We start from the raw sequence: 15,800 nt of genomic DNA on the forward strand, positions 1-15,800 counted from the left end.
TATGAGTTATCTAAAAACATCGCAAATAAGCTCAAGAAAAACTTTGACCAAACAAATCATACTATTTGACAAACTGCTTCCAATCTGCTAATCCAGGGATGTTCATTTACACATTTTTCTGACAAACTCTTATTCTTTTCCGATAAAAAGAACTTGATAATATCTTCCGGTTGCTCATTATAATACAGCGCACCATATACTACCGCTGCAGATAATATTTTTCTTCCGTAATCGCGTGTTTCGGCATAATCTAAACTTTCTAACAAAAGATCATCGGGAAGGTCTCGGTTGCGCTGCAGCCAATTCCGTACCCGTGAAATACCTGCATTGTAAGCAAAGCACGCAGGCAGTATCCGCTTATCCAACCTGCGGATCATCTCTGCAAGATAGTAGGCTCCAAACCTGATGTTGAGTTCAGGATCGGTGAGCGAATAATTTGAAATCTTTAATTTCTTTGCAATATCTGCAGCAGTAGCGGGCATGAGCTGGGTCAGTCCCACAGCACCTGCTCCGGACACAATTTCCGCTTGAAAAAAACTTTCACTTCTGATTACAGCATAGAGCAAATATTCCGGAAGCTGATAAATTTCTGCATACTTTGCAACAATATCCCGATACGGCTGAGGATAAAGAAGGCGCAGCTGAACTTCATTTGCTCCAGCCCCTTGATTCCGCAGAGAAAAACTCACTAACCGTATAGAATCTGCATAAAAGCCTGCTTGCTGGAGTGCCGAAGCAAACAACACAGCATTCTCAGCAGATATGGATGGATATACAGCGGTAACTTGCGGATATACAAGCGCATACAGTCCAAAGTGTAAAAGCCCTTCTATATATCCTTGCGCATCTTGAGGAGACAGAGAGGCAAGCTGTTTCTGTGTATCAACATCCGTATTCCGTGCAGCCGATTGAGCGGATGCAGTATTTTTCAAAGCAGTATTCCGTGTACGGGAAGGAGCAGATTCAGTGGTAGGAGAGGATGTCTGTCCGTTTGGCTGTATCTGCTCACCGGCAGACCTTTTTGCGGCAGCACTAGTACGTGCAGCTTCTGTAGGAAGCAGTTGTATTGTCTTCCCTAAGCGGTACGATGTCATAATCCGGTAATAGGATAAAGAAGCAGAAAGGCTCACCGCATCTTGCAAGAACCGAGCGGCTTCCTGCGGAGATAATTCCCCCGACTGCGCAAGAGTATAAGCAAGTGCTGCCCGCTGTTTCGATAATGTTGTTTTTCCAAGCGCTGTGTAGAGCTGCCGTAATTTCTCCCAGTCCTTTGCAGCCGTAAGCTGAACGCGTAGCGCCTGTACCAAATCAGCATACCAACTGGGATTTTTCCAGCGGGCAGCAGTGTCAGTAAGGGCAGCGAGATACTGCCGCAAACTCAGCTGCCGCACGGTATCTAAATAATACCATAACGCAGAATCCTCATCTGCATCAGTATCAGCAGCTGCCGCCGCTTGCAGAAATAGCTGTGCTGCTTGCCTGCGCTGGTCAGCCCCGCCAAGTTTGCCCCTACAGCGGGCTGCATAAAAGAGCGCATAAAAACGTACACACTGCTGTTCTACCTCACTCAATATCTCATTGACAGATCTTTGCTGCATTTTGCCCGCGAGTGATTCAAAAAAAGCGGCAGCCTCGGCGGGAGAGGCGGCTCCATACAGCCCTGCCTTACCGATGTCGGAAAGCAGCATTGGAGCAGCCAACGCAGCAGGAAGCGCATCAACAGCAAAAGCTGCTTGCACCGCGATCCATGCCTTCTGATAGCGCTTTTCAAACACACTGATACGGCACACCGCAAGACTCCTATCTACAGGCTTCATTGCCACACTCAGTTGAGGAAAGACCTCGGCAAGCGGCTGCGTTATTGCCCCTGTAAAATAGAGTTGCTCCGGTGCAGTAGAAAGTTCGGTATAGCTTTTTGCCGTTAAAAGCAATCGGGTACGCAGTGCAGTAAGCCGCTCTTTTTCTGTCAGGGCTGCCGAATCATCCTGTTTTTCAAGCTGAGCCAGCCGTGTTTGCACTGAAGTTAAACACTCAGCAGAGTTCCCTGTTTGATAGAGCTCTTCACGGCACAGTGCATTAAATGGGCTTTCGTAGAGCTTTTCACCAAGTACAAAATAAAAGCGCGCCGCAGCGGTGTGTCCTGCCCGTTTTAAGTGCAGCCCAACATAGTAAGCACTTCCCCGTCCCATTTTTTTAATGCTGCGGTATGCAGCATTATCAGCCTGAAGGAAAAAATCATAGTGTCCTGTTTTAAGATCATGCAGCAGTGCTGCCGTATTATCGGCAGCACAAGAAGAAATAGTGATAAGACAGAGAAATAAGAGGGGAAAAGTAATGTGAACCATAGACGGCAGGCGAAGCACAGTTCTCCTGCCCGTCTCATCTATCTTACTGCGGAGGTATTTCAATATATGTTCCGGACATAACCCAATCAGGATTTTTAAGTTTATTATGCTCTGCAATTTTAGTATAGAGCCATGGATTGCGGTAATAGGTTTCGGAAAGATCCCAGAGGGTATCACCCCAGCGGAGCTTATATTTCACAGCCTTTCCCATGGAGGCAGCCATAGCAGCACTCTTATTTTTCGGTGTTTCTGCCGCTTGCGTTTTTTGGTCTGCGGCGGTGGTTTCAGACCCTTGTACCGATGTAGTATTAGATACAGATTCCGTCGAGGCAGTAGTGTTTGTTGGAGCAGCAATCTGTTCATCCTGCTGCAGTTTAGGCTGTTCAACAGTAGCCTGTTCCGGCGCTGGGGTAGGAGGCTCTACAGAGTGCGATTCAGCTGGTAAGGCAGGCGCTGTTTTTTGCGGTTCTGAAGCTGCTTTCTCTTTAATAGGTTCCGACGGCACAACAAAGGTCTGTCCGGGTTGAACGGCTACAAGTTTATCATCTTCAACAAGATTTTTCTTTGTTAGCAATAAAATACCAAGGACTAGAGCTGCCAAACCCAGTAAAATCAGCAGTACAAGCAGCCAAATTGGAAATCTTCGTTTTTTTTCAGGCTCTTCCTCGAACTCATCATCGGTATAAAATGACGATGCCGAAAAAGTATACTGATCATCCAATGTGTCTGTATTGCTTGCCTGAGTGCTGGTAAGATCTATATCAGCTTCGCTTGTTTCTGCATTAAGATCAAAATCCAGATTTCCAAATGATTGATCGGATAAGTTTTCCAGAGAAACACGAAGGGCTTGATGAGAACCGGAATCTTTATCAACCGCTTCTGCTGAAAGATTTTTGTGTTCATCGAGTGATAAACGCAGCTCTATAGTCGGATCACCGGCAGTTCTTTCATTGATATCTTCTACAATAAGAGATCCAATATAGGCAGGTTCCGATCCCTCATCATCTTTTTTAAATAAATTAATCTGTACACTTCTTTGATCATTGCGGACTGTGGTTAATTCGAGCGTTTCGGAAGCAGAAAAATCATCATCCATAATGGGAAAAAACGTCCCATCGGCAAGTTTTATGCCTATTTTAGCTGCCATACATGCTACTCCTTCAGTAAAACTTTACTCGTATAGTATCGGCATATTCAAACAAATTTTTAGCGGTGATTAGGCTTATCACTATAAATACGGAAAATAAAATAAATCCATGCTGCCAGAAAATATAAAAGAGCACTCATATAATAAACAGAGGCGCTTGGTAAAAAAGCCGCAAAGCCTGCTCCAGCTGTAAAGCATACAATACCTGAAAGATACAATAATCCGCGATTCATCTCTCTTTTATGTCCGCATAGCAGCAGCCCCAAAGTACGTCCTGCATCGGTTAAATATCCGGTAAAATGTGATGTGCGGATTAAAACTCCATTATACGGGATAAAAATTCCATTCTGAAGCCCTAAAACAATGCAAGTAAGCACCAAGGCGGTCGGCATGGTAGGACGCACAATAGCTATACCTAAAAAAACAGCAGCAAAGATCAGCAAAACTACGCCGTATCGCTTTGCAAAGTTAAGCGTTTGAGGAGGAAAAATTATACCGGAAATACCTGCTCCCGCACCAAAAGCCAAGAGTAGCAGGAGCATTGCGATTGTCTCATCTGCCGCTCCTTTGGAAAGTTTTACGGCAAACCGAGTTAGATTCCCGGTGTGGTGGCTTACAGCAGTACCTGCAGTAATAAAAAATACGCCATTCACAAAACCGGCAAGAAAGGTAAGTAGGTTTATCAATACTTTTATACTGATATTTTGCTTTTCTACCATAAAAAACTATAGTCGGATTATAGCAAAAAAGCTTAAAGACAACAACCCAAAAACTCGACAATCCGCTGTGCAACTAGTTCCCGTTCTACATCGTCGGTTACAATATGGCTGCTTTTTTCCAAAATTACATACTCATTCGGAGCCTTTAATAAACGGTCAATGAGCGCTTTTTCTTTAAATGGTACCGACTGATCCGCTTTTGATAAAATGGTGAGTGTTTTTGATTGAATAGCCGGAAGCTGCCGGATAGCCATCTTCTGCAGCGTATAAAGGTCTGCCGCTTTTCCGACATAATCATACCGGCAGTAATCTTTCACACACTCATAGAACTCTGGTTCAGGATAAAAAGGCTTACCTTCGGAAGGCAGCGTTTGAATAAAATAGCGGAGATATGGGGTAAGCTTAATTCGGGAATCTGATGCCATAAAGGCAGGCGCACATAAAAATATCTTTTCAGGCTGAAATTTTGCTGCGATAAGAGCAGTCAATACACCGCCCATCGAAAGACCTCCCACAAAGACTGTCTTATATGCTTCAGCTAAATTGATATATTCATCATACACGCAACGAAGCCAATCCTTCCACGAACTTGCAATAAAATCTTCTTTGTTTGTACCATGACCCGGCAGCCGCGGAATAGAAACCGTATAACCCGCTTTATGTAATTGAGTACCAAGCCACAGCATCTCCCGCGGAGACCCGGTATAACCATGAATAAGTAAAATAGCCTGTTCCCCACCTGCAAAAAAATGCGGCTTTGTAAATCGGCATATCTTTGCGGGTTTATTATCATAAAACATAGTACCATCTCCCCCATTGCTAATAAACGTAGACACTATACCACCTCTCAATAGATCAGGTCAAATACACCCTTCCTTTTAAAAGATAAGACCACCTCCTATCCAATCCATTTTATATGCTGCACACAAAATAGCACATACCTTCAATGTCCCGTCTCAAGATAGTACGCCCAGCTCACAAATAACCCCTCTTTTACCCATTGTGAATAATCTCTGTATATCATATTGATAACCTGTTCACATCATCAAAATTATTGTGTATAGTTTTTTCTGTTGTGCATAACAGTATAAATTGTGAATGCTTTTATCGCTTTTATTAAAGACATAAATCACAATTAAACAAAGATTTAAACCAAATATTAAGAAATTCACAAAGACTACTATTACTATTACTAAATTTATATTATAATAAGAATAACCTCTTTTTAGGAGAACCTATGAAATTTACTTTTACAAAAGAAGTTTTACTTAAAGAGATGGCTATTGCTCAAGAAATTATCTCAAATAAAACAGCAATATCCATTCTTTCAAACGTGTTATTGATAGCAAAAGATGGCAGTCTTACAATTCGTGCAACAGACATAAAAGTAACTTTTGAAACAAAAATACCTGTCGATGTTATCGAAGAAGGAGCTACAACTGTTTTTTCCGACAAGTTTACTAGTATTATTGCTTCAATGCCTTCCGGAGAAATAGAAGCTGAACAAAAAGATCAAAAACTTATCATTAAATCAATTAGCAAGAAAGCAAAGTTCTCTTTAAAAACAATATCAGACAATGACTTTCCCTCTTTTACCGATTTTACTTCCGTTCAATTTTTTGAAGTTCCTGCAAAAGAATTTAAAGAGATGATAGCTCAAACAATTTTTGCTGTCTCCGATGATGAAACCCGCTACTTTATGAATGGCATCCACATGGAAAAAAAGGAGAATAATCTTATCTTCGCTGCTACAGACGGTAGACGTTTAGCATTTATGCAGCATGATTTTGGTATTGCCCTTCCTGATTTTAAAGGCAGTATTATTCCTCCTAAAATATTATCTATCATTCAACGCCGCTCTCCTGACGAAGGAATGATTTCGATCGGACTAAGCGAAAAAAATATTTTCTTTACGTTCAATGCATATAAATTCTCTTCCGTATTGATAGATGGACAATTTCCAAATTATGAACGGGTAATACCGGAAACACAAGCTCATGCTTTTGAAGTACAATCCGGTGATTTCCTACAAGCTCTAAAACGTGTTGCATTGCTTGTTGAACAAAAATCAAAACGGATATTCTTAAAAGTTTCCAGCGGTACACTTTCCATCACTTCTAATGAAAGTGAATTAGGAACAGCTGATGAAGAAATTCCTTGTAAATACGAAGGTGATGAAGTAACACTCGCATTAAACTATATCTATCTTGAAGAACCTCTCAAAGTCTTAGGTTCAGAGAATATTAAGATTGAATTTACTGATCCAATGCGGGCTATTACATTACGTCCTGAAACAGATACAAACTTTTTCCATATCATTATGCCGATGCAGATGGAGTAAGCATTGTTTTTATCGCTTTCTCTCTATAACTTCAGGAATCTGGAAAATCAAACACTTGATCTTTCGGCTCCTGAAGTTTTTTTAGTTGGACAAAATGGACAAGGAAAAACCAATCTTTTAGAAGCGTTATACCTTGCTTCGTATGGTAACTCCTTTAAAACCCGCAACGAAGCTGAAATATATAAAAAAAGCACAAGTGAATATAGTCTCCGTGTTCTTTTTAAAGAAAATGAGGAGCGAAGTCATCGTATTTCTATTATTTCAAAAGACAAAAAAAAAATTATAGAAAAAAATCTTAAAAAAATTCATGATAGAAAAGATTTTATTTCTACTATTCCATGTATACTTTTTTGTCATGGTGATTTAGATTTTGCAATCGGTGCACCGGAACGCCGCCGTTTTTTTATAGACCAATCACTTTCTCTGTATGACCCTTCGTATATTGATACGCTACGGACTTTTACAAAATTATTAAAATCACGGAATTTAATTATAAAAGAGAAAAAAAGTAATCTGTTAGATGTTATAGATACTCAACTCGTTCCTATTGGCTTACAGATTATGGAAAAACGGAATAATCTCGTTACTGCTTTTAATAGGATATTTTCTCCGTTATACGAAAACATTAGCGGTATTGATTCTGTCTTACTTGACTATAGTCCTTCATGGAAATCCTATAGTTTCGATGAGGTATTAGTTTCACTCATAGAAAAACGCCAGCTTGATTTTACGATGAATACCAGTATGTCCGGTCCGCATCGCGACAAAATACGGTTTATCTGCAAGAAAAAGCCTTTTATACCAACAGCTTCTACCGGACAGCAGCGTCTTCTTTCTCTTGTTTTAAGAACTGCACAAGCTCATTTTTATACGGAAACAACAGAACGTTTACCTGTCCTACTCATGGATGATGTGCTTTTAGAATTAGATCCTGAAAAACGGAAAAAATTTACTGAGCTTCTTCCTCAGTATGATCAGCTTATTTGTACCTTTCTGCCTGGAGAACCGTATCAAAATTATATGCGGGAAAAAACCCGTATATATATTGTGTCAGACGGAGCATTCCGTGCAGAATGATATAAAGAAAATATCAGAGTTAATTACGCTCTATTCTGATAGACTCGGATTGTCTACATACGCTACAGCTTTGGATATTTATGCCTCTTGGACTGCGATTGTCGGTGAAAAACAAGCTGCTCATTCTAAGTTAATTGATATAAAACACCAAACAGCAATAATAGAAACTGATCATCCCGGATGGAGTCAGCAAATTTTGCTCAATAAACGGCGCATTTTACGGAATTTTCAAAAAAAATATCCTCAATTAGAGGTTAAAGATATTTCTGTGATGGTTTCGCCGCCGCAATCGGAAGAAAAACACCATGGAACTGTTGTTTCAACAGCTGCTCACCATATAGATAAAAAAATATGTATAAATACTAAAGCACTACATCAGCAGGATAAAAGAACTGAAGCAGGATCCTCTACGCAGATGAAACCACATATTCCTATGGAATTACAAAATCTCCTTGAACGGTTAGGAAAAACGATCGCAGAAAACGAAAGAAAATAGCAAAATAGTATAGGGAAAATTGAACAGGTATCAGCGGATGAGGGGAGTCGAACCCCCGTCACGAGCTTGGGAAGCTCGGGTAATAGCCGTTATACGACATCCGCAAGACCTAGACAGAATAGCACCTATTGATAGATTAAGTCAAGATGCGGGATTTTTCTGTAGGAAGTATTGTAATAAGATTTTGCAAGGGTAATGCACAGCATTCGGTTTGTATTTATACCCCAACACTCTGCGTCGGGGTAATTGTTTAATACTATTTTTAGCCGGGAATACGGTACCGAAGTCCAACACCTAATCGACTCGTAAAGTGTGTTCCCACATAACCTCCTCCAAGGAAGTTAAACTCAATTCCAATGGGGCTTACATCGATAAATAAGTTAAAATCCGGTATATCGGCAAAGTTTATTTCCCACCGGACTGGACATAAAATTGAAAAACCGGGGATAACAGTATTAGAGAAAAAATTAAGATTAATACCAAGCGCCGGACCAACACTTAAAGGGCAATGCTGATTGCCAAGTCCAGAAATAACAGGATCAAAAACAGTAAAAAGCGCACCGACATGAACGGCAAGGCGGCTCTCATAGTAATGATAGTATCCTCCAAAGGCTGCAACAAGGTCCAATTCAACCAGGTCATTAAATTCATGGGAATATGATAGACCTATAGGCCAGCCAATGTAACCTCCTATTTTATTCTTTCCTCCATTGCCGTTTCCGCCTTGTGTTGCAGCAAAGGTGAGTGAACTTGTAAAAATTGCAAATAATCCAACAAAAAGGAATTTCTTCATATATGCTCCTGAGCATCAACTCATAAATATAAATACAATAAATATATACAGTTGATGCAGTTAAAAAGTAGCGGTATTATATTTTTGAAGGTGTTATTGGTCAAGACTGTTGGTTTACCGGAACGAGTACCTCTTGTAATGTATGTATATACTGTCAAAAATACTTGTTAAATAAAATATTGTGCTATATAGTATTTCAAAATAAGGACAAGATTGTATGGAAAAAAAAGAGCGGGCAGAAAATAATAGAACACTTATATTAAAACCGAAAGAAATTGATGCATTAAGGAAGAGACTTGTTACAGAAAATAATATACAGGGATGTAGTCTTATTAATAAAACAGTACATGGTGATCTTTTGAAGATGCTCAAGTATGTTCCGGATTATTTTGCAGATTTAATCATCATAGATCCGCCTTATAACCTTACCAAGAATTTTAATGGGATGAAATTTAATTCACGTTCGGATAATAGTTATGATGAGTATCTGAACTCTTGGTTTCCGGAAGTTTGTAAAAAATTAAAAGATATCGGGTCTCTTTATATGTGTGGAGACTGGAAATGTACCTCTTCTTTACAGCGGGTTATTGAACAACACCTAACTATCATCAATAGAATAACATGGCAGCGTGAAAAAGGCAGAGGTGCAAAACATAACTGGAAAAATGGAATGGAAGATATTTGGTTTGCGGTAAAAAATCCTCATCATTACTACTTTAATATTGATGCAGTAATGATGAAACGGAGAGTGTTAGCTCCGTATAAGATTGACGGCAAACCAAAAGACTGGGATGAGGGAAAAGATGGAAAGTTTCGTCTTACCTATCCATCAAATTTCTGGGATGATATATCAATTCCATTTTGGTCAATGCCGGAAAACACTGACCATCCAACTCAAAAGAGTGAAAAATTGTATGCAAAATTAGTGCTTGCCTCTTCAAAAGAAGGAGATATTGTGTTTGACCCCTTTTTAGGGAGCGGCACTGCAAGTGTGGTTGCTAAAAAATTACGGAGAAACTATTGCGGTATTGAATTAAATGAAGAATATTGTATGTTAGCAGAAAAACGCTTGCAGATAGCTGATACCGATTCTGCAATACAAGGTTATGCTGATGGGGTGTTCTGGGAAAGAAATACACTCAATATGCAGCAAAAGCTTTCAAAGAAAGTTACTGGCAAAACGTGCGAAAAAAGTAATAAGGATATTGCAATGGAATAATCCAATATACTATCTCTTTTTGATTGAGGTGAAAAAATGAATAAGTATATAAATAATTTTATAAAATATATTACTTCTAATGAATGTCCTCAACATGGATAAGGCAAAAGTTATAAAAGCTATTCAAGATAAATTTTCTTTAATACATGATAGAAGTGTGTTTTACTGTGCATATTTTGCAGTTCGGATAAGTTATACAAAAACGCGGTGTTTTAGTAACACTATATTATCTCTTTCTAATCTTCAAAAATACGATGCTATTCCTTTTTTTGTTGTTCTCGTTTCCGGGATCGAAAAAAATAGAATATTTCTTGCAAATACAACATTTCTTTCAAAAATTAGTCATAGCTCACAGAATCTTTCAATGATCAATATTAAAGGAAGTTTTAATGGGAGTGATATATTACGGACATATAATAATTTAGAAAATAACGCTCAAAATTTTGAACAATTATTTGCTTTTCATCAAGATTTTACTTGGGAAGATAACCTACAACGTCTTGTAGCGGCAACATCTATGATTGTTCCCACTGGAAAAAAATTTGATATTACTCCAGAAATAAGAAATATAATATATCAGTCTATAGACCGTGCTCAACAGTTTATTTATTCGGATAATTTTAAAATACTCAATGATGATTTAGATTTTCGCGTAAAAAAATGCTCTGATGCACTTTTAAAGGTTTCCCATATTGAGAATGTAAATATACGTGGGAGATTAATTGAAGCGTTACTTAGTGCAAATGACGAAGAAAGAAAAATGCTTATGCAAAGGCTAAATACAGAGGGAAGTACGCTTCCTGTTTATGATACAAAAAATGGTTTGGAAGATTATCATATACAGTTCGGTACTACTGATGCATATATAGACATTAAAACAAAAGTTCTATACTTAGGTTCAAATCCTAAAGCCTATAATATTGATAAATTTTTAGAAATAATGGCTGAAAGGAATTCTATATTTTTTATCTATCTTATTGGAATAGATAAAAATGGTGTTCTGAGTACAGTTTTATGCTCTGTGTTTCACAATGAACTTGTTGATGCAACCGTAAAGCAGTTTCTCTGGGCTGGACGAAATTCTAGAGGGGTAACTCAATTTCTTGGTGAAACGTTAGATAAAATACTTAAAATGGAAAATTTTAAAAACTGTATTGATAAGACCAAAGCAAAGCAATTTATAGACAATTTGATAGGAGCTTAAACCATGTTAGGTGCACATTACACTGCGTAATTTTGGAGAAAAAAATATGAAAAAATTTTTCTTAACTTTATTAGTAGCGATTTTAATAATTACATCGGTTTTTGCGGACAAAAATAATTTTTATGAAAATGGCAAAATGATTGATACAATGTATGTTAATTCCAAAGAAGGATTAAAAGTGAGAGGCTATCCGTCTTTAAAATCAAATCGTCTTTGCGGATTACCACACAGATTACCTGTAAAAATTATTGCTGTTGGGAAAGAAGAAACAATCGACGAAATTACAGCCCCATGGGTTGAAATTTTAATTCCGCCTTATGAATGGAAAGACGATAAAGCTGAATACGGTTGGGTGTTCGGCGGTTACTTATCGCATTTTCAACCTGAATTTATTAAACCGAAAACGGCAAATCAATTAAAAGAATATTTAAAATGCGGAAACTGGTCTCTTCCGGATAAGAACACATATTCCGGTGAAGGTTATAGAGAAGATAATCACTTTAATTTTTATACAAAGTATACCTACACCTATTCAAGATCAAGAGATCCGGATTTAAAGGACAAAGAAGTTGTTGATTCCGATAAAGCTTGGTTTTTCCAAAATTATGACGATGACGACAACCAAAGTACATGGAAAGTGTTGAATAATCATCAGGTAGAAATTCATTGGTATATTCCGAAATCAATTGATGAAATAGAAATTTTGGAAATTGAGCCTATTGATGAGGCTCAATGTTATATTAACGGTAAACGATATTTAAACAAGCCTTTTGTACATAGACATCATTGGCATTATTCAGATGTAGTTAAAATGCCTTTAATATATAAAATTGCATATTCGGATGATAATTTACCGGTAAACATAATTAAAGGAGTCAGCACATCTTTTTTTAGCTATTGGAAAGAAACACAAAGTCTTTTTGAATTAAGATACCGTCTAATTTCAAAACTGATTGCATATGGGATTTCTGCAAAAAACACACAATACGAACAGGAATATCATGATTATTGGAATCCGATTATGGAAGAACATCAGAAAAAATCTGATTCAATGTAATTGAAAAACCACATAACACAATTTTCAAAACTGACAACATGAGTAAATCGTATTCCAGTTTAAATCATATCAAGTTGACAACCAACGCCACTTATGAACAATTGCCAAAAGACCTATCTACGGGAATTTGATATTTCAAGTATTCTATAGATTAAAAATTATTCCCTAAATAGGGTTCAATATAAAAAATAGTATATCGAGAAAAATGCTACTCGCTTTTTCCTCTTTGCATTTTATTTAATTCGGCGATATAATTTAAACCAAAAATCTCAATCGCGTCTAATACTTTTTGAAACTGAGTTCCCAATTTACTCAAAGAGTATTCAACATGAGGCGGGACTTCGGCAAAGACTTTGCGGTTGATTAGTTTATCTTTTTCAAGCTGACGGAGCTGTCTTGTTAAAACAGTTCGAGTTGTTGTGGGCATTAATCTTTCGAGCTCATTAAACCTTTTGGTACCCGTGCTCAGATGATACAAAATTATAATCGCCCATTTTCCTTGCAATACTCTTTGAGTAGTAGCGAAGGGACACTTATCATACATCGACATTATAAAAATCCTTCTCAAGTATTATATTTGATACTATGTATTATAAATGTTCGTACTTACAAAATCAAGACAAAAGACTATAATAATACTTAAAGAAGTGAGAAACTTCTAAATATTTACTGGAGGAATGTTATGAAACATGAAGTAATGAAGGTCTTTGCTGCTTATCGAGATGCATTGGAAAAGGGCGATTTTGCGGGAGCTTTTGCAACAATGTCCGATACTGTTGTATGGCACATGGGAGGCGAAAGTTCGCTCTCAGGTACGATTATAGGGAAACAAGCATTGGGAGAGCGTCTAGGAGAATTTGCAAAAAGAAGTGGCGGCACATTTAAAGTTATGACCAATTGGGCTGCGAGCAACGAGTGTTTTGTTGCTGCAAGTGTTGTTTCCGTAGCGGAGAAAGGTGCTGATAAGCTAAATGATCCTGGTATCGATTTATTCAAAATAGAAAATGGCAAGATACAAGAAGTATGGACTTTTGCCGAACAACAATCGGCAGAAGACAAATTTTGGGGCTAAGATAGAATTTTTCTGTGTTATAGATAATTCATCGTAGTAAAATAAATAAAAGGCATCTAACACCTGCTCCAACCTGACATTGCCTTTGCGGCAATGCAGGCTAAGCGAACGTTATGTGGACTGCCCTTCGGGCAGCAAAGAGAATAAAAGTTGTATGCATAAAGTCTTATTTTTAAGCTTTATAAGTAAGCAGAAGTGTGTTTATTAATAAATATATTGATGAATATAGCGATATACTTGTTAGTATTTATTTTTAATGGTATATTGTTAATAGATATTGTAGCGTGGAGGCTTATTTATGAATGCAGTAAACTCAATTAATATATTAAATTCTATAGTTCCTATAAGCCGTTTTAATAAAGGCGAGGCGAATAGAATATTTACAGAAGTTAAAAATGACGGAATAAGAATCGTTGTAAAAAATAATACCCCAGAATGTGTTTTGATAAGTCCTAAGGACTATCAAGCACTGGTTGAACGATATGAAGACGCTTTATTGATGGCTGAGGCAAATAATAGATTATCAAATAATGTAGGGTATATTTCACATAATGATATTCTGAATGATTTAAACATAAATGAACAAGACCTAGAAAACATTGATATTGAATTGGAGTAATCAATGTGGAAAATAATGTATCATCCAGAGGCAGAACAAGAACTAAAAAAATTAGATGGATCGCAACAAAAAATAGTATTAAAAGCAATAATCAAGGTTTCACAAAATCCAGAGTCTAATATGAAAGGCGGTTATGGTAAACCGCTTGGAAATAAAGGTGGAAATAATTTAAGTGGATTATTCAAGATTAAACTAAAAGGGTTAGGATTAAGAATAGTTTATAAGCTAGAACAAGAGGCTTTAGATAATATAATGAAAATTGTTGTGATTTCTATGCGAGAAGGCAATGAAGTATATGAAATTGCAGCAAAAAGGGAATCAAGATAAGCACATAACACCGTTTTCAAAGCCGACAACACAGACAAGCTGCGTTCCGGTTTAAAACAATGTTAGGTTGATGGCTTACTGAGCCGCTTGGGGTAAAATGAAAAAATCACTGTTGCTTTTTGTATTATTTTTCTCGCTCGTGTCTCTCGTTGCACAAGGCAAAAACTACACTGTTGATATGTATGCACTTAGCAATTACAGCCGTGAATATTATGCCGTTGAAAAGCTTGACTTGCAAACTCCTGGCGGAAATGAATTCTGCGTTATGGCATTGCAGAAAAACGGGAGTACAGACAAATATCGTCGCTCAAAAATCCCCGTGCTGATTCTGAAAAAGAAGGACGGAAACAGGGCGAATGTCATAACCGCCAGAATGGAAAGCATCGAAATCGAGCCGAACACTGTGGGCGAAGGCTTGCAGTCCATAAAACCGTACGAAAGTGGATTTTTCATTCAGCAGAGCTTTGGGGACAGTCATTCTATTGTCTTATCCCGGCTTTATTTTGATTATGCAGGAAAAGACAGGTTCCGCCTTGTGCGGTACGCAGAAGCATACATCGACCGCTACGCTGAAGAAAAGGATTTTACGGAAATTGATTACAAAATCGACGGCGACACCTATTTTGAGGATATAACAAGCGACTGGGTTTACAACATGCATTGCGAAGGAACGGAAATTGCACATGCGTTCGCAAGCCCGAAATACTCGTTTTCTTGGGAACGGCGGAACGAGGAATTTTCAGAATTTTCACCCGGCTATATGGTTTCAAGGCGATACGCCACAGTCGCACGGAACGGCGGAAGATGGGAGCTGCGGCTGCCTGTCGCAGACTGGGAAGCAAAGAATTTCGACGACCCCGAATTTGCCGAAACAGACGAAGGATTTTACATAGCATTTGACTGGGGCGGCGGGCGTTACCTTTGGTATGAGCTTTTCTTCTTCAAGGAAATGGACGGCGAACCGTGCCTGTACGAAATCGACTCCATGCTGACAACCGATGATAATCCGACTTGTGAGTACGAAACCGAAGAGCAGAGCCGACCGATTCAGCCTCCGATAAAGATAAGCGAACTGACCACGGAAAAAATCCTCAAATTGCTCGGAAGGGGGGATTTGGACGAATGAACATTCTTTTTGGGTATAAAACAAGGATTTTTCAGCTGGGAAATAACAGAAAGAGGAATATTTTATAATCGGTTCAAGACTGATTATAAAATGAATTGAACTTTAGAGCTAGGACGAGGAAGCGATTGTACGCGACTTTCGTCGCTTTGGATTTGTAAAACAGGCTCGTTGCTTCTAAAGATATATGGATTTTATTTCCAAAAGTATAAAAAGGAATATAGAATCTATAAGAGATATTTTCAGCCTAACATGCACTTC

General features: G+C 38.1%; 16 protein-coding genes and 1 tRNA gene. 10 read left to right on the forward strand and 7 right to left on the reverse strand.

Annotated features, from left to right (window positions below; translation table 11 throughout):
* Window positions 1–56: 56 nt before the first annotated feature.
* The 4 genes from ACTTJ8_RS00425 to ACTTJ8_RS00440 are packed head-to-tail and all read right to left on the reverse strand — an operon-like array spanning window position 57 to window position 5,047.
* Window positions 57–2,345, reverse strand: coding sequence for a flagellar assembly lytic transglycosylase (locus ACTTJ8_RS00425; RefSeq protein WP_442720017.1), 2,289 nt, complete (start codon window positions 2,343–2,345; stop codon window positions 57–59).
* Window positions 2,346–2,388: 43 nt separating this feature from the next.
* Window positions 2,389–3,492 (reverse strand): LysM peptidoglycan-binding domain-containing protein, encoded by a 1,104-nt coding sequence (locus ACTTJ8_RS00430; protein ID WP_442720018.1) that lies wholly within the window; start codon window positions 3,490–3,492, stop codon window positions 2,389–2,391.
* A gap of 59 nt (window positions 3,493–3,551) precedes the next feature.
* Complete coding sequence (locus tag ACTTJ8_RS00435) at window positions 3,552–4,211, reverse strand: YoaK family protein (RefSeq protein ID WP_442715285.1); 660 nt, start codon at window positions 4,209–4,211, stop codon at window positions 3,552–3,554.
* 32 nt (window positions 4,212–4,243) lie between these two features.
* Window positions 4,244–5,047, reverse strand: a complete 804-nt coding sequence (locus tag ACTTJ8_RS00440) for an alpha/beta hydrolase (RefSeq protein ID WP_442720019.1) — start codon at window positions 5,045–5,047, stop codon at window positions 4,244–4,246.
* Between the two features lie 401 nt (window positions 5,048–5,448).
* Between ACTTJ8_RS00440 and dnaN the strand changes: the two genes are divergently transcribed.
* Genes dnaN through ACTTJ8_RS00455 form a run of 3 tightly spaced genes read left to right on the forward strand, consistent with a single transcriptional unit; the run spans window position 5,449 to window position 8,125 of the window.
* Window positions 5,449–6,552: a DNA polymerase III subunit beta gene (gene dnaN, locus ACTTJ8_RS00445; RefSeq protein ID WP_442719392.1), complete on the forward strand. Its 1,104-nt coding sequence runs from the start codon at window positions 5,449–5,451 to the stop codon at window positions 6,550–6,552.
* Window positions 6,553–6,555: 3 nt separating this feature from the next.
* Entirely contained in the window at window positions 6,556–7,629 is a 1,074-nt protein-coding gene (recF, locus tag ACTTJ8_RS00450; protein ID WP_442719391.1) for a DNA replication/repair protein RecF, read from the forward strand.
* Window positions 7,619–8,125 (forward strand): DciA family protein, encoded by a 507-nt coding sequence (locus ACTTJ8_RS00455; RefSeq protein ID WP_442719390.1) that lies wholly within the window; start codon window positions 7,619–7,621, stop codon window positions 8,123–8,125. Before recF ends, ACTTJ8_RS00455 begins: the two co-directional genes overlap by 11 nt.
* Window positions 8,126–8,157: 32 nt before the next feature.
* On the opposite strand, the gene ACTTJ8_RS00460 is transcribed toward ACTTJ8_RS00455, so the two are convergent.
* Both ACTTJ8_RS00460 and ACTTJ8_RS00465 read right to left on the reverse strand, forming a co-directional pair.
* Window positions 8,158–8,229: transfer RNA gene (locus ACTTJ8_RS00460), tRNA-Gly, on the reverse strand.
* 158 nt (window positions 8,230–8,387) lie between these two features.
* The gene (locus tag ACTTJ8_RS00465; RefSeq protein ID WP_442715290.1) at window positions 8,388–8,918 is read right to left on the reverse strand and encodes a hypothetical protein; all 531 of its coding nucleotides are present in this window, start codon (window positions 8,916–8,918) and stop codon (window positions 8,388–8,390) included.
* A gap of 217 nt (window positions 8,919–9,135) precedes the next feature.
* Between ACTTJ8_RS00465 and ACTTJ8_RS00470 the strand changes: the two genes are divergently transcribed.
* The 3 genes from ACTTJ8_RS00470 (at window position 9,136) to ACTTJ8_RS00480 (ending at window position 12,398) form a co-directional block, all read left to right on the forward strand.
* On the forward strand, window positions 9,136–10,137 hold the full coding sequence (locus ACTTJ8_RS00470) for a DNA-methyltransferase (protein WP_442719389.1): 1,002 nt from the start codon (window positions 9,136–9,138) through the stop codon (window positions 10,135–10,137).
* A 94-nt stretch (window positions 10,138–10,231) separates the two neighbouring features.
* Complete coding sequence (locus ACTTJ8_RS00475) at window positions 10,232–11,341, forward strand: hypothetical protein (RefSeq protein WP_442720020.1); 1,110 nt, start codon at window positions 10,232–10,234, stop codon at window positions 11,339–11,341.
* Window positions 11,342–11,387: 46 nt separating this feature from the next.
* The gene (locus ACTTJ8_RS00480) at window positions 11,388–12,398 is read left to right on the forward strand and encodes an SH3 domain-containing protein (RefSeq protein WP_442720021.1); all 1,011 of its coding nucleotides are present in this window, start codon (window positions 11,388–11,390) and stop codon (window positions 12,396–12,398) included.
* A 208-nt stretch (window positions 12,399–12,606) separates the two neighbouring features.
* Here the strand turns inward: ACTTJ8_RS00480 and ACTTJ8_RS00485 are convergent, their stop codons facing one another.
* Window positions 12,607–12,942, reverse strand: a complete 336-nt coding sequence (locus ACTTJ8_RS00485) for a winged helix-turn-helix transcriptional regulator (RefSeq protein ID WP_442720022.1) — start codon at window positions 12,940–12,942, stop codon at window positions 12,607–12,609.
* Window positions 12,943–13,080: 138 nt separating this feature from the next.
* Between ACTTJ8_RS00485 and ACTTJ8_RS00490 the strand changes: the two genes are divergently transcribed.
* The 4 genes from ACTTJ8_RS00490 (at window position 13,081) to ACTTJ8_RS00505 (ending at window position 15,542) form a co-directional block, all read left to right on the forward strand.
* The gene (locus ACTTJ8_RS00490; protein WP_255806286.1) at window positions 13,081–13,470 is read left to right on the forward strand and encodes a nuclear transport factor 2 family protein; all 390 of its coding nucleotides are present in this window, start codon (window positions 13,081–13,083) and stop codon (window positions 13,468–13,470) included.
* A gap of 298 nt (window positions 13,471–13,768) precedes the next feature.
* Window positions 13,769–14,089: a type II toxin-antitoxin system Phd/YefM family antitoxin gene (locus tag ACTTJ8_RS00495; RefSeq protein ID WP_442720023.1), complete on the forward strand. Its 321-nt coding sequence runs from the start codon at window positions 13,769–13,771 to the stop codon at window positions 14,087–14,089.
* A gap of 3 nt (window positions 14,090–14,092) precedes the next feature.
* Entirely contained in the window at window positions 14,093–14,416 is a 324-nt protein-coding gene (locus ACTTJ8_RS00500; protein ID WP_442720024.1) for a type II toxin-antitoxin system RelE family toxin, read from the forward strand.
* A gap of 97 nt (window positions 14,417–14,513) precedes the next feature.
* Window positions 14,514–15,542, forward strand: coding sequence for a hypothetical protein (locus ACTTJ8_RS00505; RefSeq protein ID WP_442720025.1), 1,029 nt, complete (start codon window positions 14,514–14,516; stop codon window positions 15,540–15,542).
* Window positions 15,543–15,800 lie beyond the last annotated feature (258 nt).

It is taken from the genome of Treponema sp. (assembly GCF_052169735.1).
Classification (GTDB): Bacteria; Spirochaetota; Spirochaetia; order Treponematales; family Treponemataceae; genus Treponema.

What these genes read in the sequence shown, in the direction of transcription:
- ACTTJ8_RS00465 (WP_442715290.1), bottom strand. Translation starts at nt 8,918, where the DNA reads ATGAAGAAATTCCTTTTTGTTGGATTATTTGCAATTTTTACAAGTTCA.
- ACTTJ8_RS00505 (WP_442720025.1), top strand. Translation starts at nt 14,514, where the DNA reads ATGAAAAAATCACTGTTGCTTTTTGTATTATTTTTCTCGCTCGTGTCT.
- ACTTJ8_RS00475 (WP_442720020.1), top strand. Translation starts at nt 10,232, where the DNA reads ATGGATAAGGCAAAAGTTATAAAAGCTATTCAAGATAAATTTTCTTTA.
- ACTTJ8_RS00435 (WP_442715285.1), bottom strand. Translation starts at nt 4,211, where the DNA reads ATGGTAGAAAAGCAAAATATCAGTATAAAAGTATTGATAAACCTACTT.
- ACTTJ8_RS00425 (WP_442720017.1), bottom strand. Translation starts at nt 2,345, where the DNA reads ATGGTTCACATTACTTTTCCCCTCTTATTTCTCTGTCTTATCACTATT.
- ACTTJ8_RS00470 (WP_442719389.1), top strand. Translation starts at nt 9,136, where the DNA reads ATGGAAAAAAAAGAGCGGGCAGAAAATAATAGAACACTTATATTAAAA.
- ACTTJ8_RS00490 (WP_255806286.1), top strand. Translation starts at nt 13,081, where the DNA reads ATGAAACATGAAGTAATGAAGGTCTTTGCTGCTTATCGAGATGCATTG.
- ACTTJ8_RS00500 (WP_442720024.1), top strand. Translation starts at nt 14,093, where the DNA reads ATGTGGAAAATAATGTATCATCCAGAGGCAGAACAAGAACTAAAAAAA.
- ACTTJ8_RS00480 (WP_442720021.1), top strand. Translation starts at nt 11,388, where the DNA reads ATGAAAAAATTTTTCTTAACTTTATTAGTAGCGATTTTAATAATTACA.
- ACTTJ8_RS00485 (WP_442720022.1), bottom strand. Translation starts at nt 12,942, where the DNA reads ATGTATGATAAGTGTCCCTTCGCTACTACTCAAAGAGTATTGCAAGGA.
- ACTTJ8_RS00495 (WP_442720023.1), top strand. Translation starts at nt 13,769, where the DNA reads ATGAATGCAGTAAACTCAATTAATATATTAAATTCTATAGTTCCTATA.
- ACTTJ8_RS00430 (WP_442720018.1), bottom strand. Translation starts at nt 3,492, where the DNA reads ATGGCAGCTAAAATAGGCATAAAACTTGCCGATGGGACGTTTTTTCCC.
- dnaN (WP_442719392.1), top strand. Translation starts at nt 5,449, where the DNA reads ATGAAATTTACTTTTACAAAAGAAGTTTTACTTAAAGAGATGGCTATT.